The sequence below is a fragment of the Bacillus sp. OV322 genome (genome assembly GCF_900112495.1).
GTDB lineage: Bacteria > Bacillota > Bacilli > Bacillales > DSM-1321 > Peribacillus.
Genome location: NZ_FOMA01000006.1, coordinates 186,057 through 207,935 on the forward strand (window position 1 = coordinate 186,057; position 21,879 = coordinate 207,935).

The window sequence follows — 21,879 nt, forward strand, 5'->3', positions numbered from 1 at the left end:
TCCACATGGATGAAAATTAATGGAACAATTTATTTTGAAAAAATCCAATAGCATATGGACGCTATTCATATCAAAGTCATTAAAAAAGGGACAGATGCGATCCTTCATCAATCTCAGATTGTTAAAAAGCACTCGTTATCAACGAAAGGAAGTTAGAGGGAAAAAACTCCAATTATGGAATCGCATGATACACTTAGATTATCGAAATTTACAGTTAAATAATATTTCTTTTTTAAATCAAGCGGAGCAATAAGGTTTAAGAAGAGATGATAATGATTGGGGGGGGAATGTGCAATATTTCTTGTAGTTAAATGTTGTAAGTATTATATATGCTCTTATGGTATTTCTTCCAATTGAACTTATGGTGAATGTTTATAGAATAAGCAGGCTAACAAGTTGGGGAATTGGTACGATTAATATTTTGACGGGTGTCACGCTACTAATTGAAGTATTAGTTGGCACAATAATCCTTTTTTTATTAACAAAAAGATGGCTGACTGGGCGATTAGCAAACCTATGGACTGCCATCTTATGGATACCATATTCCGTACTTTTTATTTATGTATTCGCTTCTTTATTTCCGATAATTTCTGGTGGAGACGACCCAAATCCTGCCTCTGGTCTTTTAATAATTGGAGGAATGATAGTGTATCCATTTTATATACTGATTCTTAATTTTTTTTGTATGACAACTCATGAAAAAATGATTAAAACTGCTTTATGAAACACAAAAATGAGAATTGTACGTAAAGAAATGAGGGTGCAGGTTAGATAAGACGAATATACAAGATTAGAACATACACAAAATTGAAGTTATATTTTTATCGTCAAAACAACATTTAACTTAAGGGTTGGCCTTATGAGTTCTGATGATTTAAGAGTGTCTTTAGTAACAACCACTATTTATCTTCTTAGTTGCAATAGTTGCATTTTGTTCTGCATGGTATATGGAGTGAAAAAACATTATCTATACATCTATCTCTACGGCCAAAAGAAATTGTATTAAGATTGAAATAATACCTGAAATTGGAGATGGGTTCTGATGCAGCAATAAAGGAGCCCAAAAATTAGGACTCCCTTTTTTTTATTGCTTTTGCGGCAGTATTAGTAACCGCCGTACCCGTAACCGCCTCCACCATAGCCTCCGCCGAAACCACCGGCACAACTACATCCAACAATGATTAGGAGGATAAACAGAACAACCACAAAGGCAAAACCGCCTCCGACTCCGTATCCACCAACACCAGCTCCATCTGACATTTTAAATCCCCCTTTTATACAGGGTAGGTATTACATGGGTAAGATTATATTATGTATGAATAAATGAAATGACACTCCTTTTCAATGACATTGACTAAATTAGTTGAATTGACCCCCAACTTTGTTCGCTTGCCTCCCCTTTATCAAGTTCACCATAGACGTGTTGAAAATGATCATGTAAATAATTTGCAAGAGCAAAGGGGTTTTTGGCACTACCAAAAGTGTAAGCAGTACAAGTTCTGCCAAAACGATGGGTACAGGTGTTTTTTCATTATATAAACCGATTATCCTGATTTTCAGGAGGAGAAGCTAGCATGATAACAAATGCATATACATTAAAATCTCAATTTTAACTGTATATCTTTAATAGAATAAAAGGTACTAATAACTCAAGCGGGTATCTGGGTTTGTCATTTAACTGGAAACCATTAAGGCTAATATATATGAATTCAGAAAAGAGATTGGCTGTACGTTATAAATGATAACGAGGCGGATCCGTGTGTTTTAATGCGGATTATCAACACTAAACTAGACAGTTTTTATATGGTTTCCAAGTTTATACTTGAAAGGTCTTAAGTAGCTTAACGTTCCGTGAATTTGAATGTGATTAAACCGATGGAAGTAATTCTGAAGTTCTCTTGTTGACTTGAAGATGTCGATGACAGAGGATGTCATATTGTCTTCAGAAGCTCTTTTTTTCTCTGCGTAGTAGTATCAGTTATTTTCAGGTGGAGAGAGTTTGTCGTTTTCCATGAATGAACAGAATTCAGGCATTGGCTCACCCCCTTATTTATAGAAGAAGGCATAAGGTCATATTCTCGAATCAAATCCTTTTTTGGTTTTCCATTTTGGAAAGCTGAACAATCTGTTGCTTAAATTTTTCTTAGTCAATGTCTGCGTTGTTTATTAGTCATCGTAGATTCATAAAATAATAATTTTTTTCTATAATAGCCTGTACACATTATTTCTCATAACATATTATATTCTGATATAACTTTTCGGGAGATGATGGAATGCACGATATGGGAGAGCAGCCAGATAGGCTTTGTATGGATTTTGCAGGCATATTGGGGGCAACGCCAGGAGTAATAAACGGTGTATGCACCGCAACTAGATTTCGGAGAAACATACACCCTACTGTTTTAGGGCGCAGAGCAGAGTCTTTTATGTTCATTCCCCAAGCTTTTTCGTTTGAAAATATGGGGCCAAATGGTAAAGCTTTATGTTTAGGTGAAACTGTTCTACTTCAAGAGGAAGTAAATCCTTTTATGTCCCGGCTGCGTGAACAGGGCATTATAGTAACTGCTCTTCATAATCACTGGTTATTTGAAGAGCCGCGTCTATTGTATATGCATTGGGAATCAATAGACCATCCTCTATCTTTTGCGAAGAAAACACGTGACGCTCTTGATGTATTAATTAAGAAGAATATAGGTAATAAAGATAGAAGAGTAAATGGCAGAGAGTTTTCCCGGGAAGAAGAAGCAATTTGTATTGAATTTGATAGAATTTTAAGTGGTGATATGCATACGTTTGAAGACGGCATTTGCACAGTAATGAGATCGCGTACCTCCATTAGACCGACTGTATTAGGTAGAAGGGGAAGGTCTTTTCTTCTTGTTCCGCAAATGTTCACATTTGAATCTATGAGTTCTGATGGAAGAGCCCTTTGCAGTGGAGAAACTGTAATTTTAGAGGACGAATTAAATCCATTTATTAGCAGGCTGCGAGAGCATAATATCATTGTGACTGCGTTCCACAATCACTGGTTATTTGATAATCCTCGATTAATGTATATCCACTGGGAAAAGATTGACCATCCTTTAAATTTTGCCAAAAATGTGAGAGAAGCATTGAACGTTTTGCGTTAAAGATTCTTTCAAATGGAGAAAAGGAAAATTTCGACATTCTCCTTTTGTAGCTATTGATCTCCAATAGATGTTGTTACCTAATCGCTTATTGGAGTGTCCCTCAAATTATTAATAATTTGATCATAAATAAGGCCCCTACCTAAGATTAAGGGCCCTATTTATGCTTTTAATGTTGAATTATTTTTCCTTTTTCACACCCATATGATTTGCCTGGATCGTGGGGTATATTTACATTTCTGCAGAATAGCTGGACTTGGATTAAGTTGGGCAGGATAATCCTTAAGAAGATGTTATTGTTTAATGATAATAAAGTTGATTAAAAAACAGCATTTTAAGTGGGAATAAAGTTGTGAAAAAAAGGAAAAACTCTTGGCAAGGTTTTTCCTTAAATTTTAAACAACATTATTAATATCTTTTATGGGGTTTCACTTCCTCTTGCGATTGCAGTTAAGTAACTTTTTTTAAATTGATCTGAAGTAAGAACGGTATTATGCGAGTTTAGTAGTTCAAAATTAAATGATTTTATTGTAATTTCACAGTTATTTAACTTATCTGGATTGTGGTGTACCACTTGTAAGATGAAAATCATACATATCAATTATTTCAAGGAATCTATCAGCTTCACGGAAAACATGGTCGGCTAAAAGTGGATGGATGATACTCTTTATTTTACATTGCTCAATTAAATCTCGTGCAGTTTTCTTGAAGTCCCGAAGAGATGAGACCGATACACGATTTTGATCCAGGAATTGATCTAAAAGGGGAACTGTTTGAGATTGTGGCTTCATAGATTCTAAGTCTATTGCTTGATACATTAATTGATCAAAATCATTACTGAAATTCCGGGCCATATCAACAAGCTTTCTTTCTGATGGATCAAGAAGGTGACCAATAAATTTAGCATGGTCTGCCATAATTCTTAAAAAGAAAACATTTTCTTTAATAATGGCATCAGGAAGAGCTTTCAATTTGCCTTCATTTAGTTCAATTAAACGTTTTCTGAAATAGTTAGCTTCCCTGCTTGTATGATCAACTAACAGTGGGAAATTATTTGCCCCCGGCAATTTGCATGTGAGAATTAATCCTAAAACTTTTCGTTTGAATCCGAAAATATTGGTTGCAGCTTGTTGTACCTCTGTATTGAATCCTTTTATTTGCTCAGGATCTGTTTGGTTTGTATAGGAATGTGCGGTTTGTTCGATGTGTTCAAACAATTTGTAAAATTGATTAGCCTCGTGGATTAGTTGAGTATCCTCTGCTCTAAAACCCAATCGGAGAAATAAAGAATGCTCTTTCATGATTCTGGACCAAAAACGAATTTCATTTAATGATCGCTCAACAAACATTCCAGATGTCACACCCGTATCAGGATGTAATGAGGCTTCATCCATATTCATTTGCAAACCCCCCCAATAATACTGCATTCGTTCTATTCTTATTAACATGTACATATAAAAATACCAGAATAAAAATTCACTGTGGCTATAAAGGTACAGTGAGGAAGCTGCGGTGATCTTACCCCTTCTTACCTTGTATGCTGTTTAGCAGTTCGCTTTTAATTTTTGCTTGAAAATAAAGGATAAAGGTTGTGAATAAGCGTATTGGAGTTCTTAACAAAACGATTTCTTACTGGGCGCCGTTTGATTCTGCGCCAAGCCACGTCTTTTATTCAAAATGTTGCATAAAATGTTAGCTTGAAAGAATATGTTTTAAATAGTATGACTGAGAGGGGAGATTATGTGCCTAATGGTTTTGAAAAAGCTGCTAAATTTGAAAATGGGTTCTGGCTTCAAATATTAGGCGATCACGCCCGTTTTATACATGACTCACTGGTACCGCAAGAAAAAGAATGGATTGATACAGCGAACTATTTTATCCAAACCTTCGATCAACTCCTAAGCTGTGTTGAAGGGGGCAATTTAGTAGAGCTGAGTGTGAGAGCAGAAGAAGAAACTATAAAGTTGAGAGAATACAAACTTAAAATTATGGAGCATCAACTTGTAGGGAAGATTTCAATACATCTTAGTCCGGTTTTTTTTAACCATATGGTAAATGAATTGGAAGAATACTTACTTGTATTAAAGTATTTGAAAAAAGGTGAGGTTCCACCCATATTCCATGAGTTGCATCACCATTTAATTTGGTTGTTTGATGCAGCTGGACATGCAGGGGCTATTTCAAACAATTTGGAATGGGTTGAAAAACGCATTAAAAATATGAGTGATGATTTTGCAAAAGTTTTTGAGGCCTTTTATTTAAAAGCTGTTGAATTGACAGGCTTCCTCCGCACAAATATCACATCATTCCCGGCACTTAAACGGTTTAATAAGGATGTCTCACTTGAAATGAAGCTGTTTATGAACTTTTTAAATGAAATAGAGGAACTAAGGCTTAGCAAGGAGGCATTAGGAACTTTTGCCGCGCTGATGGCTGACCATATGTTCAGAGAAGAATGCTATTATTTGATGAAGCTCGCTGAATCCACCCAAGCAGATGTGCCGGATTGTAATCCTGCAAAACCGCGCTTACAAGAATAATGATGATGAATTGACAAGTTTGTTGATGATTACACAATTATCTTCTTCATTAGCAGTTCGCCTTTTAGTTTGCTCGTTTTAATGGTAATAGTACCAAAGAAAGTTAGCTGGAGGCGTTTAATGTGTTAGTGGTTACCACAGAAAAAATTTAAGGTTATAAAATTATAGAAGTAAAAGGACCTGTATTTGGTCTGATTGTAAGAAGTAGAGGAAGTAAATATCGACCCGGTAACAGGCAAAAAAACAAGGTTGTATTATAATCCAGATACAGGTGAACGCTTTTATAAAAAAGATAAATAATTGTATATGCAAGGAAAATATAATAGCAATAAACCATGATTTTTATAAAAATCGTGTTTTTTTTGCTGAAAAATGAAATGTAACAATTGCACTAACGTGTACGTTAGGTGAAGTTACGCTTGTGATATCTTAAGGGATATGATAAAAATGCAAACAGAAAAGCAACCAACGAGCCCAAGATGGCGCCTATTTGCCAGGGTACTGTTTTTTTCTGGTTTTCTAAAAACAATCAAAACCAGCAGTTCACCGGCTGTGTAAGGCATAATAAATTCTAACCATTCTAAAGAATCTTTTTTTACCCCTTTTTATTAATCAAAGTATTAATAATAATTCGGAAAATCAAATTAAAATTCTTTTCATTACTAATATTTAACATCGTTTTAAACTAACGTATGTATTCGTATTATAGTGTTAACCAGTATTACTGTTTGCTCTTTTTTTTGGAACCTATTACTTCAGTAGGCAAGATTAACGTACGAGTGGGCGGGGGGAAGATCTCGTGAACTAAACTGTTCACCCCCATTTGCAGAATGTTGTTTGAGGCTCGTTGGGACGTATGATCTCGAGTAACAAACGAAGCTATCGAACTGCAGGAAGGTATAGGGGTTATTGGCGAGTACACTAGAGGAGAGATTTTGAGCCTAGTGGATGGTCTGGTTGTAGCCAAAAGAGAAAGCGAGGCTCAAGCCTTTTTAGAAAAAGATGAAAACAAGCCTTAGATAGTAAAGACGGATGCAGTTGATGCCCGGCATCTTTATGTTTTTTTTTGCGGTAAAATTGAATACTCCGTAATAATTGCAGAAAGTGTGGACATTATGTACTGGCACCTGCTAAAAGACGAAAACGGTAAAGATGTTGGAAATGATTCATTTAAAGAACTACAATAACATAAATGCGTACGGCACTCATAAATGGGTGTCTTTTCTTTTTTAAAAGGTGCAGCCCATAATATATTAGTACCTTTGGGAATCAGTATAGAGATTCATAAATGTAATATGTATTGATAATTAGATTGAGAAATACTTAGATAAAGGGTGGGGGAAAAGAGGGTTTTTTAAACTTTTGTATAAATTTATATTTGTCTGCTATATAAAATAAATGTAGGTGGAGGGATAATGATGAAACCCGTCAACATACCGGATCTTTCAGCAAGTCTTTTTAATCTCACAGTAGAGCGGAAAATGAATGTACAGCCAAATGTCCTTTTCGATGCGTGGACAAACCAATTTGACCGTTGGTTTGCGGCGCCTGGGAGCGTAATTATGGAGGGAGAAGTCAACACAGCCTTCTTTTTTGAAACTGAATTTGAAGATAAACGTTACCCTCATTACGGCAGGTTTTTGAAGCTTGAGCAAAACAGCCTTATTGAAATCACATGGGTCACTGGAGCGGGGGGAACAAAAGGAGCCGAGACGGTTGTTGCTGTTAAGCTTGAGCCATGCGGAAACGGCACGAAATTGTATCTTACACATTCAGGATTCCCAGACGAGGAATCCAGGGATCAGCACAAACAAGCATGGCCGTTAGTGCTTGAACAGTTGGACAGAAGAATGCTGGAAGCCACATGAAAAGTGAAAAGGATAGAGGCCTTGAAGATAAAACAAAGAGTATTATAATATTTCTCTTATTAACAAAATAGATTTATTATAGAGTGAGGGTAAGTTTGATGCTGAATCGTGTTATCAAAGAATTTGGACTGAAGATTCAATTGATTAGCGAAGTTGAGGATTCCCATAGTTCAACAGTCTATAAATGTACTTTGTCTAATGGTGTAATTGTTTTTTTGAAAATCCCATATACAAAATTGAAATGCCAGCGGGAAAGAGAAGGCTATGACATTTTGAAAGGAAGGATTGCCATTCCAGATATGCTGGGGTATTGGTCTGGTGATGAAGAATGTACTGGTGCTTTTTTATTATCTGAATTAAAAGGAAAACCGCTGTCATTAAAGGCTTCGCCGCTAGCAGCGTTTCAGGTAGGGGTCCTTCAGGCTGAGATGCATACTATCGGTCCAAGTTCAGAAAAAGTGTTAAATGGCATACAAAATGAATTTGCAGACTGGTCTCATTTTATTGAAAAACAATTTTATAGCTTTGCTGAGGATGTAAGTCTCGTTTTGGATGCGCATTTATATCAAAAGTCCATTGAAAAATTCGAGAAAATGAAAAATCAGCTTCCCGCTCCGGATGGACCAAGCTTTGTACATATGGACTTTCGTCCGGCAAACATAATTGTTGATAATAATAGAGTTTCAGGACTTATAGATTTTGAGAGTGTAAGGTTTGGTTCAACAGAAATGGATTTCACCAAACTATACCGTGATTTTCTGCGTTTTGATCCCTCCTTATATAACGCCTATCGGGATGGCTATAACAGTATCAGACCATTGATTGAATTAGAAAATGTATTGCCTTTTTATCGATTTATGGATGCTTTCAATAGTATAGGATGGTGTAAACGCCGCGGAATTAAGAAAAATGCTTTGTTTTTAGAAGAAAATGTAGCGAATTTAAAAAAATTTATCCTTTAATTCTGGTGAGTACACAGCATTCTTCTTCGACCGAAATCTATACTGATAGTTTCAAGAATGAAGCAATGTTTTAAAGTGATGGTGAGCTGCCAAAACATGAGGAACTCTGCAAAAATAAAGACTGAACTCGACAACCTGTTCAGTCTTTTCCAGAAAACAATCCAACGAGCTTCTGGCCATCTCTTGTTCTGGAGAAGGCAAATGGGGCTATCATCTTTTTTGGGGGATTAAATTCTGAATTACTAGTATGGGTGTTCCATAGGGGGCAAATTTAATTAGTAATAAAAGTCTCATAGAAAATTTAATTAATTGTGATATAAAATGTTTTGCAAAACTTCATTAACAATTTCCTCGTAACTCTTTTCTTCTTCAAATTTTCATTTCACCCAATTACGCATTAATGTCCATTTCAAAAAAGGTTAATAATACTTGAAGAGCTTTTTCTGTCTGCGTAAATAAATGGACGTTACTATAGAAAATAATAAAAATGCATGACATTCATAAAAATCTTGTGAATTTCTCTTGTATTTGAATAATTATGAAGTATAGTTTATATATCTGCAGTTGCTTGTTTGAAATTGCTGCAGTGAAACAGATGCTGATGATTGTATGGCTGCGGCAGAATGAAAATAATTTTATTTGGAATAACATGTCGAGACTTGAGCACATAGCTTTGATTTTGCAGTATTTTCTTTTATAATAAAATCTTCACTTCAAAATATGTGTATACCAAAGGTGCAGGCTTATAGATGTGCTTTCATAGGTGTTAAGAGATGCGGATAGCAGAAAAAAAGTTGTGATAAATTTAAATAGAGGAGAAATATCATCAATGATTACTCAGGAACAAGAAAGAAGTAAAAATAGTGTAACCCCTATTTTTGCTGTTATGCTTGCTGGTGCGGTTATTGCGTTTTTGAATCAAACGTTAATTAATATTGCCTTGCCGCAGCTAATGACACATTTTCATGTAGTGGCAGCTACTGCAAATTGGCTGACTACTATTTTTATGCTTGTTAATGGCATCGTCATTCCAATCACTGCTTATTTAATGGAACGTTTTACAACAAGACAGCTTTACCTCGCATCAATGGGGCTTTTTGCCTTAGGCACGCTGCTGTGCGGAATTGCTCCATATTTCTCTGTACTGCTAGTCGGACGTGTAGTACAGGCTGCAGGAGCCGGCATTTTATTTCCTCTCATAACGAATGTTATTTTTACATTGTTTCCTCCTGAACGAAGGGGGTTTGCTATGGGAATTTTCGGTGTGGCAATGAACTTTGCTCCTGCTGTCGGCCCCACTCTTTCTGGATGGATCATTCAGAATTATTCTTGGCGTGTGTTATTTTTCGTTATTTTCCCTTTTGCTTTTCTTAATTTCATCGTCGCGATTTTCTTTATAAAAAATGTGTCTGTAACGAGCAGGCCGAAGCTTGACAGATTAGGTGTCGCTTTATCCACCATAGGATTTGGCGGTGTGCTTTACGCCTTTGCAACAGGCGGGACAAAAGGCTGGACGGATCCAGAAGTCCTTACCATGTTCCTCGCAGGTGCTATAAGTCTGGCCCTATTTGTGTGGAGACAGTTCAGGGTAAACCATCCTATCCTTGAATTCCGCATATTCCGTTATCCCATTTTTACTCTGACAACCATCATCAATGTAATTGTTACGATGGCTATGTTTTCAGGTATGATTTTAATGCCGATTTATATGCAGAGTGTACGGGGATTCTCGCCGCTGCAATCAGGCTTGATGCTGCTTCCGGGCGGTATTGTCATGGGAATCATGTCACCTATAACTGGAAGGCTATTTGATAAATTCGGTGCGAAATGGCTAGCCGTTTCTGGTTTAGCGATAACGATCGTTACCACTTATGCCCTCACACAGCTTGAAGTGACCACCACTTTTTCCTACGTTGTAACGATTTATACGATAAGGATGTTCGGAATGTCGATATTAATGATGCCGATATTCACAGCGGGGTTAAATGAATTGGCCCTTACTCTTAATAAATATGGCACAGCTCTTGTTAACACGTTAAGAATGGTTGCTGGCGCTGTCGGTATGGCTTTCTTTGTGTCTATTATGACGAATCAGGGAACAAAGCATGTTACTGAAATCGTGACCAGGCAGCACATACTGCCAGCAGATAAAGCCCATTTTGCACTTGCAGCCAAAGAGGGTGCTGTCATGGGTATAAATGATGCATTTATGATTGCTACATGGCTGACAGTTGCAGCTTTTGCGCTTTCGTTTTTTATCCGCCGTACAGAACCGAAGGAAGACACCATTACCAACCGCCGGAAAATCTACAGCAAAGGTTAACAAGATAGATGTAAGTTCCGTCAATTTGCTGTTGCCTTAGCTGAACTAAATACAAAAAAGCCGTACTTTTTAAATGTCTACTTATTAGGGGACAAGATCAAAGTACGGCTTTTTCATGTCCGCAAAGCTTTTGCAGCTTGTTTTGCCCGCCAGCTTTTTGAAAAGTTTGCGGCATAAATGTTCCATGGCAGCACACTTCCGTTCACTCTTATTGATGCATTTCTATTGATCCGTTTACTATCCTGGGAAGGATGAGAGCAACAATTGCAAACAGGAGTGTATTCGCTGTGAAGAAAAAACCATAAGCCCACGCCTATTTACGGCACATTAAGGGAAGTCATTTTTTTTAATTTCAATAAAGATTATGTTTTAATGGAATAAAGTGAAAAATTGAGAGGGTGACCAAATATTAGCATGAATAAGGTGCGGATCATGACAATCCTTTCGTCGTGTATAGCTGTTTTGTTCCTGGTTTGCTTTGGGTGGGCCATAAAGGACTATTATGGCAAGCATAATAATGGACCGTTAGATAAACCAATTAACTCTGCAAGCGTCCAGACAACCGATAAAAAAAGCATGGACATAGTGGCTCTGGGAGATTCCCTGACACGGGGAACCGGTGATGATTCCGGAAAGGGCTACGTTGGATTAGTCACAGATAAGCTGAAAAAGAAATTTAGGACAAACGTCATTGTCCATAATCTCGGCATCAATGGCCAAACCTCTGTCCAGCTGGCAAAACAAGTAAAACAGAAAGAAGTTAAGCGCCAGCTTGCCGGGACAGATACTATTATGATTACCATAGGAGGAAATGACCTGTTTCAAGGAGGCAAGACACTGTCTGACCTGACTCCAAAGAATATCACTGCCATCCAAAAAGGGTATCTAAAAAATCTGAAATCCATACTGACAGAGATTCGTTCTGATAATAAGGAAGTTACGGTTTTTGTGATCGGTTTGTATAATCCTTTTATCGGTCTTCAGGACAGCAAGCTGACCAGTGCCATTGTAAGAGATTGGAATTACCAGGCTTCTGAGCTTTGCGCTGAATATTCCAAGGTTGTTTTTGTTCCAGTTTTTGATTTGTTTCAGCTTTCTATTAATGAATATTTATATAGTGATAAATTTCATCCAAATCAGGCTGGGTATCAATTAATTGCAGAACGTATTGCCCCGATGATTAAGTGGGAGGGGAATAAACCATGAGCGGAATTACACTTTCAGTAAAAAACTTAAAAAAGACAATCGGCAAGCGTGAGATCATTAAAGGAGTAAGCTTTCAATTATTGGAAGGTGAGGTTTTCGGTTTTCTCGGCCCGAACGGGGCTGGAAAGACGACAACAATTAGGATGCTGGTAGGATTGATAAAGCCTACCTCAGGAAGCATAGAAATCTGCGGATATAATGTAAAAAAACAATTTACGAAAGCCATGGAGCAAATGGGATGTATCGTAGAAAATCCTGAACTTTATCCTTACTTATCAGGCTGGGATAATTTGCTTCATTTTTCCAGAATGCTTCCCGGTATAGGCGAAGAGCGTATCCGGGAGGTCACAGAGCTTGTTGAATTAACGGAAAGAATTCAAGATAGGGTCAAAACCTACTCATTAGGCATGCGGCAAAGGCTTGGGATTGCGCAGGCTTTGCTGAATTCTCCTAAGGTCTTAATCTTGGATGAACCTACTAATGGACTGGATCCAGCAGGAATCAGGGAAATGCGGCAGTTTATCAGGGACCTTGCGAAAAAGGAAGGACTGAGTGTATTAGTTTCTAGCCATCTGCTCAGTGAAATTCAGCTGCTTTGCGACAGGGTTGCCATCATATCCCAAGGAGAAATAATTAAGGAAGACACTGTAGGGAACCTGCTTCATGCACAGGAAAAAATGAACTGGCGCCTCATTCCGCCTAAAAAAGGAAAAGAAGTCTTAGAACAGCTGACAGAGGTGTCTGATTTAGAAGATGGCTATCTCTCTACTCCTTTTCATGAAAAGGAAGTCCCGTTTTGGAATGAAAAATTGCTGCAGCAGGGAGTTAGAGTGATTGAGATGAACCGCAAACTGCCTTCTCTTGAGGATCTTTTCCTTGAAATGACTGCAGGGGGAGGGCTTGGCCATGGATAAGCTTGTCCAAAACGAAATGCTGAAGCTGCTCGCCAGAAAACGATTAGTCATTATAGGAATCATCATCGGTGTGCTAGTTTTATTATTTACCTATGCCCAATACAAGCAATCAGAATCACAGCGGGAAAAACTTGGAACCAAAGATTGGCGTACAGCCCTGCAGCAGCAAATCGTAGATACCCAGAACAGATTAAGCTCAAGCAGGCTTTCTGATGACTGGAGAAAGCAGCTGCAGATTAGTCTTAAACAGGAACAATATTATCTTGATCATGATATCAATCCAACAGAGCCTGGGGCAGTATCATTCACCAGGATGTTTATTGAAAATGCCAGTGATTTGTTTATTCCCCTGCTTGTAATGATTATAGCGAGTGATATGGTTTCTTCTGAACACAGCCTTGGTTCCATTAAATTGCTGCTTACCAGGCCAGTTAAACGATGGAGGATTTTATTGAGCAAATATATTACTTTATTGCTCTCTGCTTCTGTTATAGTGGCCATGGCGGCGCTGCTTGCATACGTGCTATCAGGGATCGTGTTCAGTTATGCAGGCTGGAATGCACCGGTAATTACAGGTTTTAGTGTCAAAGCCGGAAATCTGGATACCAGCCATGTACGCCTGATAAGCCAGTGGAAATTCCTGCTGATGGATATGGGGCTTGTCTGGTTCGTGGCTGTTGTTGTTGGCACACTTTCCTTCATGCTTTCAGTTCTCATCAGAAGTACGGCAGCCGGCATGGGAGTTATGCTTGCCGCACTCATCTCAGGCGCCATCCTTTCAAATATGGTCTCATCTTGGCAGTCTGCGAAATATTTATTTATGGTCAATATGAAATTAACGAATTACTTAAATGGCGTTTCCCCGCCTATTAACGGGATGACCTTATTGTCCTCAATGGCAGTGCTTTTGATATGGTGGGCTATTGCTTTAATTGTATCCTTTACGGTTTTTACCCGAAAGGATGTATATTAATTAGTTCATGCACACTGCTTTTTGGAAAATGTGTATGGGAGATTAATGGCAGAGCCACCTTAAATCATACCTTAAGCTGTTAGAGGGATTTGCGAACGGCCCAGCAGTTCAGATTTAACAGAGCAAAAATTTAATGTTTCAACGAAACAGCTTCATATGCAAATATGAAGCTGTTTTAAATTTGCCGAGTACAAAACCCTAAAAAAGGGTAAAAAAAGGAGAAGAAACATAAAAATTACGTAAAGAACAATACTAACAAAAAATGAATTGGGGAGGGCCCTCATCTTGGATGATCATCATTTAAGCGGAAAGAAGCTGCCAGTCACTTCTGTCACAAGCGGCGATGGAAAATTTGTAACAGAAGATATTTATTGCTTTAATATTCAGATCGTCAATATTTGTTTTATTGGAAAACCGGCCAAGAATCAAGAATGGGTGCTCGTGGATGCAGGGATGCCAGGTTCTGGTCAAAAAATTATTAAAGAAGCGGAAGAGCAATATGGAAAAGGCAACCCTCCAGCTGCCATAATCCTTACCCACGGGCACTTTGACCATATCGGTTCTATTGTTGATTTAATTGAATACTGGGATGCCCCTGTTTATGCACATAAATTGGAGCTTCCATTTTTAACTGGGCAAATGGATTATCCGGAACCAGACTCCTCCGTTGAAGGAGGGATGGTTGCCAAAATGTCGAGACTGTTTCCAAATGAGGGCATTGATCTGGATGATCATGTTTTACAGCTTCCTGAGGATGGAAGTGTACCGGGATTGCCCGGATGGAAATGGATTTGGACTCCTGGGCATTCACCTGGACATATTTCTCTTTTTCGCGAAAGTGACAGGTCATTAATCGCTGGAGATGCTTTCGTCACAGTTAAACAGGAAAATCTGTATAAGGTGATCACTCAGGAAAAAGAAATCAGCGGTCCGCCCCGCTACCTTACAACAGATTGGGCAGCAGCTAAAGCTTCTGTGCTGAAATTAGAGCAGCTAAAACCTTTTGCTGCTATGACTGGACATGGAAGGCCGATGATCGGCACTGAGCTTGAGGAAAACCTGGCCAGGCTGGCAAGAGATTTCGATAACATTGCTGTTCCTGACTATGGAAAATTTGTGGATTGATAATAAGGAGGGAATCAATATGGAAAAAGATAATAAAAAGCAAAACAGCACATCTGAAATTGCGGGCAAGCATTTTAAAGTTGAAGACTATAAAAAGGATGATCAGCTATCAAGCGGGCTTGCTGAAACTCATGAACAAGTAAGCGACGATTATATGGCAGGAACCATTGACCAGGAAGCCAAAAGAGGAAAAGAGCAATAAAAATGTTTCTCAGAAGTGAAAAAAGGGCAGAAAATTTTCCTGCCCTTTTTGGTTTTTAGAGATATTTTTTGAACCAGTCACGAATTTGCTGTACATGCTGCAGCTTCATTTTTGGAGCACCGCTTCTGGATACTTCATGTGTCTGATCAGGGAACGATACGAGTACAGCTTCTTTCTTTTGCCTTTTGAGTGCAACGTAAAATTGCTCAGATTGCTCAATCGGGCATCGGAAATCCTTTTCACCGTGAAGCAAGAGCAGGGGAGTGGTTACATGTTTGGCATATTTAAGAGGCGAGTGATGCCACAATTTTTCCGGGTCATCCAGAATATCTCCGCCAACTTCCCATTCTGTAAAGTAATAGCCGATATCACTCACACCATAGAAACTCAGCCAATTGGATATACAGCGCTGGGTGACAGCTGCTTTGAAACGGTCAGTATGGCCGACAATCCAGTTTGTCATGAAGCCTCCATAGCTGCCTCCAGTCACACCAAGCCTCTTTGAGTCTATAAAGTCATATGTTGAGAGTGCATAATCCACTGCAGCCATTAAGTCCACGTAATCCATTCCGCCATAATCGCCGCGGACTGCATTCACGAATTCCTGCCCATATCCATGGCTTCCGCGCGGATTTGTGAAAAGTACAGCATAACCTTCAGAAACCAGCGACTGAAATTCATGAAAGTAGCTATTTGCATACATGGCATGCGGTCCTCCATGTATCTCAAGAATCAGCGGATATTTTTGTCCTTCCTGAAAATTAACCGGCTTCATCATCCATCCATGAATATCAAGGCCGTCAGCTGATTGAAATACGATAGGTTCTGCTTTTGAAAGGAAGCGATCCTTCAGAAATGGCTCATTAACGAAGGTGATTTGTTCTTTTTCACCAGTGGAAAGATTATAGGTAAATAAATCTCCCGGCTGGTCAGGAAGAGATATGGCCACAGCTGCATGGTGTGATTCAGGGTTGATGGACAGTCCGTAAACATGCTGAGATTCAAGGATTGAAGGATACATGGCTCCTTCAATCGTTCCATAATATACACCTGTGTTTCCATGATCGCTTATTAAGAAGTAAAAGCCTGCACTGTCTTTGGTCCACATTAATCCAGGGTCTGCGGCGCCTATCTGGAAATCGCCTATTGCCGCATCCCCAACTTCTACATCCCATCCATTGGTCAGGCAGGAGAAAGAATGATCTTCTGTATGAAAAAGCCAAATTTTGACCAGTGTCGCTCCTTTATACTCCGCTTCATGTCCCTGCATAATAAGATATCGGCCATCAGGGGACCATTTTGCGCCGTAAAAAACACCTCTGCCGTTTGTTAAATTCTCCTTCTCCTTAGTTGATGCTTCCATGATGAACACATCGGAAATATAGCGATAATCGCTGTCTTCCGCTTCATCTGTATGATAAACTACTTTTGAGCCATCAGGCGACCAGCCGCTTGGATGATAATCCCTGTTTCCTTCTGTTAGAAGCTGAAATTCTTTTGTTTGGACATTCACAATCACTAGCTGCTGAAATACCTGGTTTAGATAGCCTTTTCCATCTGCCTTGTATTTAATAGAATGATAGATTAAACCTTCGCTTCGATTCTCCTTGTTTTCTTTATCATGTACTGATTCAAGCGATTCTCCCGTTTTTAAACCGCAGCCAGTAAGGAGAAGGGCAGAGTCAGGTGACCATATCGGGGTCGATGCACCGTATGTGAAATCTGTAAGCTGCTTTGCTTCACCGCCATAAGTACTCATAAGATAAATCTGATTTTTGCCTGTCCGGCTGGATAGAAAAGCAAGGCTTTGTCCATCGGGAGACCACCGGGGAGCGGAGTGCCTGAAATTACCGAAAGTCCATTGAACTGTTTTTCTAGACAAAAGGCTATAAACAAACAGATTGGAAAGATATTTATCTGTTTCTTCATCTATGCTTGTCTGTATATAGGCAATAAGACTTCCATCAGGAGAAAGCTGTGGATCTGTTACCGATTTTAACTGATATAAATCTTCTGCTGTAATGCCTTTTTTGTTCATCCATTTCATCTCCTAATAAATTTTTATCGTTACTATTTCGACAGCAGAAATATCAATACCTTTTTTAATACGGGTTTTTCTGAATGCAACCTGGAAATGCAACTGTATAAACATAAAAAAAACCAGCCATAAAGGCTGGTATAAGTTAATGGTTATGGCGGCTGTGTCCGTGGTGTCCGGGCATTTTATATCCATTTTCCTTCAGCATATTATAATGCTCCTCAAAACGCTGAATGATTTTATCTCCTTGTTCCTTATTCATCATGCCATATTCGACATATTTCATAATTAATTCCTTCTTCTTAGCTAGAATATCTTCGTGGATGGAAGATAATTCACTCTTTTGTTTATCTGTTAGCTGCACTTTCTCTGTTTTTGCTGCGGGCTGTTCATTTGCAAACACTTCTGAAGCAGAAGAAAGTGTAAACATTGAAATCCCAAGCAGTAGAATCAAGGCTGTTTTTTTCATAAGGTACGCTCCTTCCAATTAACCCTTTAAATAGGTTTTTCTTATTTTGTTCTTATAAAAAAATTTTATGTAGCTTAACCATTTGCCTTATAAAAAAATTTTTAAAAAAATTGTTTCTAATTTCAAAAGTAAGGGTAATTTATAGATAGGTTGCATCCAAACTGAAAGGAAGATCTCATATGCTTTGGACAATAATAGGTATTTTAATTATTTTATGGATACTGGGAATGGTTTTTCATCTAGCAGCAGGATTTATTCACATTTTGCTAGTCATTGCAGTTATCCTGATTATTGTGAATGTTATCAAAGGCCGGTCAAGCAGGACCTGAATAACCAAAAAGGAAGCTGATGAGTCAGCTTCCTTTTTGGTTATTCCTCTATTCTTTTTTCTCCCATCAGCCTTTTATGAATCCATATGGCTGCCTGTGATCCATCACCCATGGAAATGGTTACCTGTTCGGAATGTGCTATCAGATCACCGCCAGACCAAATACCGGTAACACTAGATTCTTTGGTTCGGGGATTTGTTACGATATGCTGGCTTTCGTTAAGCTGCACGCCTGCTTGAATTGCCAGTTCGTTATTCATCTTGTTGCCGCTAAATCCAGTAAAACCTCTTTCAGCAAGGATCGTCTCACCGTCCTCAAGTGTTACACCATTAAAGTTTCCTTCATCATCAATGAGTACTTTGGTGATTTTTTTCCAAATAATTGGGATGCCATTTTTTTTCAGTTTTAATACAAGACCATCATCCATTTGTTTTTGATCGTGATTGATATAAACGATGTCATCCGTAAAATATGTTAAGGTAAGAGCAGCTTCTGCTCCAGTATTTCCTCCGCCTAATACTATCGTTTTTTTATCGGCCACTTCATATCCGTCGCAATCTGGACATACATAGACTGAACGCCCAAGACAGGGGCCGAGATTTTCAATCTCGGGAAGGCGGTCAACAAGGCCGGTGGCAAGAAAAACGGTTTTGGTTTGGAACGTGCCCTGGATTTCAGCAGTGACTGTAAAATAATCCTTATGATTTTCCAACTTTACGGCTTTGTCCTTTATAAATTCAACACCGTATTTTTCTGCGTGCTTTTTCCCGAGTTCGCGAAGTTCGTTCCCGCTGACCCCATCCGGCCATCCTAATATATTATGATACCCTCTGCATATGCTGGAACGGCCATGGCCGGAATCAATGACAAGAATATTATGCTTATATCTGCCGAGCTGTATAGCAGCCTGCAGACCTGCTATGCCTCCGCCAATAATTATGCAATCGTAATTTTTCAAAATTTCACCGCCTATGGATTTAATTGTTTGGCAACATTTAAACAAAATATACCACCGGGGGTCTTGATTTAAACTTTTATGGAAGAGGTTAGCGTAAGGGTTAAAAGGGGAAAGTAAGTTATAGGGAAGTACAGGAAGATTGATTATAGCTTAACTTGTATGCGCATACAATTCAAAAAAAGAGAGACTGTCATTTGTCTCCCTAAAGGTGTTGTATAAAAAAAGATATTAGGTTCATGATTCCTCATCAAGTGAAATCCATTGCTCTGACCATTTCTCGATTTCCCGAATGATAGGTTCAATCGCAATACCTTTTTCTGTTAAAGAATATTCGATACGGACAGGAGTTTCAGGGAATACTTCCCTCTTTACAATGCCTTCATGCTCCAGGTCTTTAAGCCGTTCAGATAAAATTCTTCCGCTGATTGGAAATGAAGATTCAATATTGCAGAATCTTTGAGGCCCTTGCAAAAGCTGGCTAATAATCATTCCTGACCACCGTTTGCTGATTATTTGCATGCCTTTTTCAAATCGCGGACATATAGAAGCTATGTTCACAGTTATCACCTCTTGAATAATAGTATACCCTATTTGGTAAAAAAGTAACAATACAACTATTTGAAACAAACTTACTTGACGGAATAAGAAGAAAATAATATACTAACTTACATAAAGTAACCTATTTATTTAGAGTCAGCAGTTTGCTTTATTGTTTAATGGGTTTTTCTTCTAATGGTAAAAAAGCAAAAAAAGCGGAAAATATAATGCAGGGGGAGAAACCATGGAATTTCATGACAACCGTCACACACGGGGTGGACATGTGCATCTTGCTGTAAAAGACCTTCAAAACCTTAAACACTTTTACAAAGAAGTAATTGGCCTTGATATTTTATCGGAAAATGAGAAGGCTGTATATTTTACTGCTGATGGAAGAGTCCCTCTTGTTATTCTTGAAGAAAAGAGGGAGGCAGGCCCCGCAGATAGCAGAGCGGCCGGTTTATACCATTTTGCCCTCCTGCTGCCGGCGCGCAGTGACTTAGCCTCTGTAATGAGACATTTGTCTGAATTCGGATATCCCCTGCGAGGCGCATCTGACCATCAATTTAGTGAAGCTCTTTATTTAGATGATCCTGAAGGCAATCAAATTGAAATATATTGTGACAGGCCGAAGGAAGTATGGGATTGGCAGGACGGAGAGCTTCCATTTGTCAGTGATCCGCTTGATGCTGAAGGTATTTTAAACGAAGGCCAAAATCAAAAATGGTCAGGGCTTCCAAATCAGACGGTTTTGGGCCATATCCACCTTTTTGTTAATGATTTAAATTCGGCAAAAGATTTTTATTGCGATGGATTAGGGTTTGATATTACTATTCCATTCCGTAATAATGCACTGTTTGTTTCCAGTGGGGGATATCACCATCACATCGGGCTGAATACTTGGAAGGGCCATGAAGCGCCCGCCCCAGACCCGGGAAGCTTAGGCATGCAATGGTATTCCATTATTTTTGCCAAAAGCGAGGAAAGAGAAGCCGCAATCAGCAGGCTGCAACTTGCCGGCAATGAGGTATGGAATGAGCATGGAATGCCTTTTACTAAAGATCCTTCTGGAAATGTAATAAAGCTTCTTGTCTGATTCAGGCAAAATCCTAGGTTTATTTCTGCTTTAAGCAGTAAAATAAAAAAGTCTTTTAAGACAAATAATGAAAAGGTAGGTATTCAACATGTCAACAGTTTTATACATCACTGCACACCCTCATGATGAAACAACATCATTCAGCCTTGCTGCGGGTAAATCTTTTGTAGATTCATATCGTGAATCAAATCCTAACGATGAAGTGGTTCATTTGGATCTTTATAAAATGAATATTCCTCATATCGACGCTGATGTTTTCAGCGGATGGGGCAAGCTTCGTTCTGGCTCACAATTTGACCAGCTTTCAAGCGAAGAGCAGGCTAAAGTCAGCCGCCTTGCTGAATTGACTGATCAATTTGTTGCAGCTGATAAATACGTTTTCGTTACTCCTTTGTGGAATTTTTCTTTCCCTCCAGTTATGAAAGCGTATCTTGATTCAATTTGTACTGCAGGAAAAACATTCAAATATACCGAGCAAGGTCCTGTAGGACTTCTTGGAGACAAAAAAGCACTTCATATACAGGCTCGCGGCGGAGTTTATTCCGAAGGTCCTGCAGCTGATCTTGAAATGGGACACAGATACATTCAAGTCATCATGAACTTCTTCGGTATTCCTTCATTTGAAGGCCTATTTATCGAAGGGCATAACCAATTCCCTGACCGTGCTGAAGCAATTAAGCAAGAAGGAATTGAAAAAGCAAAACAATTAGGAAAAACATTTTAAATTGCAAAAACCGCACTAGGCCCTGCTCGGTGCGGTTTTTTCTGTGTAGAGAATTTATTCATGGTTTGCAGAAACCCAATAAAGGGTACAAAATTATATCTTGAAATTTAAGGAGGAGGGTAAGGATGGCAGAAGCAAAAAGAGTTGGACCTTATGTGTGGCTTGGAGTCGGAATTGCCGGTGCTTCTCTGTTATTGTCTAAAAGCAGAAGGGATAAAGCTGTAAGCTTTTATAGGGATATTAAAGATAAGGCCGTAAGCCTTTGGTCCCGGCAGCAGCCTCCCGTTCCCGATGTATTGCAAAAGTCAGGACATCCAGATCCATATGACACAGGCGATAATAAGATGGTCGATGAAGGCGCCATGTACAGTGTAAATTATTATAATGAAAAGGTTCATCATTAACATATTTACTCTTTACAAAAACGTCTGGCAGGACGTTTTTTTTTGATCCTTCCTGCAGATTATTGCCTCGTTAATGAATGAAA

At 38.7% G+C, this 21,879-nt stretch carries 20 protein-coding genes and 1 pseudogene; 15 read left to right on the forward strand and 6 right to left on the reverse strand.

Annotated elements, in window-relative coordinates:
- The first annotated feature begins 361 nt into the window (after window positions 1–361).
- Complete coding sequence (locus BM126_RS16175) at window positions 362–724, forward strand: hypothetical protein (protein WP_256213146.1); 363 nt, start codon at window positions 362–364, stop codon at window positions 722–724.
- Window positions 725–1,104: 380 nt separating this feature from the next.
- On the opposite strand, the gene BM126_RS16180 is transcribed toward BM126_RS16175, so the two are convergent.
- Window positions 1,105–1,260: a YjcZ family sporulation protein gene (locus BM126_RS16180; RefSeq protein WP_090990474.1), complete on the reverse strand. Its 156-nt coding sequence runs from the start codon at window positions 1,258–1,260 to the stop codon at window positions 1,105–1,107.
- Between the two features lie 1,013 nt (window positions 1,261–2,273).
- Here BM126_RS16180 and BM126_RS16185 point away from each other — a divergent pair.
- Window positions 2,274–3,131 (forward strand): DUF1259 domain-containing protein, encoded by an 858-nt coding sequence (locus BM126_RS16185; RefSeq protein ID WP_090990475.1) that lies wholly within the window; start codon window positions 2,274–2,276, stop codon window positions 3,129–3,131.
- 548 nt (window positions 3,132–3,679) lie between these two features.
- On the opposite strand, the gene BM126_RS16190 is transcribed toward BM126_RS16185, so the two are convergent.
- Entirely contained in the window at window positions 3,680–4,528 is an 849-nt protein-coding gene (locus BM126_RS16190; RefSeq protein WP_090990476.1) for a DUF2935 domain-containing protein, read from the reverse strand.
- A 321-nt stretch (window positions 4,529–4,849) separates the two neighbouring features.
- Here BM126_RS16190 and BM126_RS16195 point away from each other — a divergent pair, with 321 nt between their 5' ends.
- The 9 genes and pseudogenes from BM126_RS16195 to BM126_RS16235 all read left to right on the forward strand — a co-directional run.
- The gene (locus BM126_RS16195) at window positions 4,850–5,668 is read left to right on the forward strand and encodes a DUF2935 domain-containing protein (protein ID WP_090990477.1); all 819 of its coding nucleotides are present in this window, start codon (window positions 4,850–4,852) and stop codon (window positions 5,666–5,668) included.
- Window positions 5,669–7,083: 1,415 nt separating this feature from the next.
- Complete coding sequence (locus BM126_RS16200) at window positions 7,084–7,536, forward strand: SRPBCC family protein (RefSeq protein WP_090990478.1); 453 nt, start codon at window positions 7,084–7,086, stop codon at window positions 7,534–7,536.
- Window positions 7,537–7,634: 98 nt separating this feature from the next.
- Window positions 7,635–8,498, forward strand: coding sequence for an aminoglycoside phosphotransferase family protein (locus tag BM126_RS16205; RefSeq protein WP_090990479.1), 864 nt, complete (start codon window positions 7,635–7,637; stop codon window positions 8,496–8,498).
- 829 nt (window positions 8,499–9,327) lie between these two features.
- Entirely contained in the window at window positions 9,328–10,821 is a 1,494-nt protein-coding gene (locus BM126_RS16210; RefSeq protein WP_090990480.1) for a DHA2 family efflux MFS transporter permease subunit, read from the forward strand.
- A 414-nt stretch (window positions 10,822–11,235) separates the two neighbouring features.
- On the forward strand, window positions 11,236–12,027 hold the full coding sequence (locus BM126_RS16215) for an SGNH/GDSL hydrolase family protein (protein ID WP_090990481.1): 792 nt from the start codon (window positions 11,236–11,238) through the stop codon (window positions 12,025–12,027).
- Window positions 12,024–12,941 (forward strand): ABC transporter ATP-binding protein, encoded by a 918-nt coding sequence (locus tag BM126_RS16220; RefSeq protein WP_090990482.1) that lies wholly within the window; start codon window positions 12,024–12,026, stop codon window positions 12,939–12,941. The genes BM126_RS16215 and BM126_RS16220 overlap by 4 nt, the downstream gene beginning before the upstream one ends.
- Window positions 12,934–13,914: an ABC transporter permease gene (locus BM126_RS16225; RefSeq protein WP_090990483.1), complete on the forward strand. Its 981-nt coding sequence runs from the start codon at window positions 12,934–12,936 to the stop codon at window positions 13,912–13,914. Before BM126_RS16220 ends, BM126_RS16225 begins: the two co-directional genes overlap by 8 nt.
- Before the next feature lie 285 nt (window positions 13,915–14,199).
- Window positions 14,200–15,039, forward strand: coding sequence for an MBL fold metallo-hydrolase (locus BM126_RS16230; RefSeq protein ID WP_256213147.1), 840 nt, complete (start codon window positions 14,200–14,202; stop codon window positions 15,037–15,039).
- 1 nt (window position 15,040) lies between these two features.
- Window positions 15,041–15,241, forward strand: a pseudogene (locus BM126_RS16235) (YozQ family protein); the annotation flags it as partial.
- A 55-nt stretch (window positions 15,242–15,296) separates the two neighbouring features.
- Here BM126_RS16235 and BM126_RS16240 read toward each other — a convergent pair.
- Together BM126_RS16240 and BM126_RS16245 are read right to left on the reverse strand one after the other, a co-directional pair.
- A complete protein-coding gene (locus BM126_RS16240) occupies window positions 15,297–17,279 on the reverse strand; it encodes a S9 family peptidase (protein WP_256213148.1) in 1,983 nt (660 codons plus the stop codon).
- A 145-nt stretch (window positions 17,280–17,424) separates the two neighbouring features.
- A complete protein-coding gene (locus tag BM126_RS16245) occupies window positions 17,425–17,748 on the reverse strand; it encodes a YckD family protein (protein ID WP_090990486.1) in 324 nt (107 codons plus the stop codon).
- 179 nt (window positions 17,749–17,927) lie between these two features.
- On the opposite strand from BM126_RS16245, the gene BM126_RS21985 reads away from it, so the two are divergent.
- On the forward strand, window positions 17,928–18,077 hold the full coding sequence (locus BM126_RS21985; protein WP_141770090.1) for a lmo0937 family membrane protein: 150 nt from the start codon (window positions 17,928–17,930) through the stop codon (window positions 18,075–18,077).
- 40 nt (window positions 18,078–18,117) lie between these two features.
- Here the strand turns inward: BM126_RS21985 and BM126_RS16250 are convergent, their stop codons facing one another.
- Window positions 18,118–19,038, reverse strand: a complete 921-nt coding sequence (locus tag BM126_RS16250; RefSeq protein ID WP_090990637.1) for an NAD(P)/FAD-dependent oxidoreductase — start codon at window positions 19,036–19,038, stop codon at window positions 18,118–18,120.
- A gap of 231 nt (window positions 19,039–19,269) precedes the next feature.
- Entirely contained in the window at window positions 19,270–19,554 is a 285-nt protein-coding gene (locus tag BM126_RS16255; RefSeq protein WP_371261467.1) for a winged helix-turn-helix transcriptional regulator, read from the reverse strand.
- Window positions 19,555–19,816: 262 nt separating this feature from the next.
- Between BM126_RS16255 and BM126_RS16260 the strand changes: the two genes are divergently transcribed.
- The 3 genes from BM126_RS16260 to BM126_RS16270 all read left to right on the forward strand — a co-directional run bounded on the left by BM126_RS16260 (window position 19,817) and on the right by BM126_RS16270 (window position 21,796).
- A complete protein-coding gene (locus BM126_RS16260) occupies window positions 19,817–20,668 on the forward strand; it encodes a VOC family protein (protein WP_090990488.1) in 852 nt (283 codons plus the stop codon).
- A gap of 88 nt (window positions 20,669–20,756) precedes the next feature.
- On the forward strand, window positions 20,757–21,392 hold the full coding sequence (locus tag BM126_RS16265; protein ID WP_071349828.1) for an FMN-dependent NADH-azoreductase: 636 nt from the start codon (window positions 20,757–20,759) through the stop codon (window positions 21,390–21,392).
- A gap of 125 nt (window positions 21,393–21,517) precedes the next feature.
- The gene (locus tag BM126_RS16270) at window positions 21,518–21,796 is read left to right on the forward strand and encodes a hypothetical protein (protein WP_090990489.1); all 279 of its coding nucleotides are present in this window, start codon (window positions 21,518–21,520) and stop codon (window positions 21,794–21,796) included.
- Window positions 21,797–21,879: the final 83 nt, after the last annotated feature.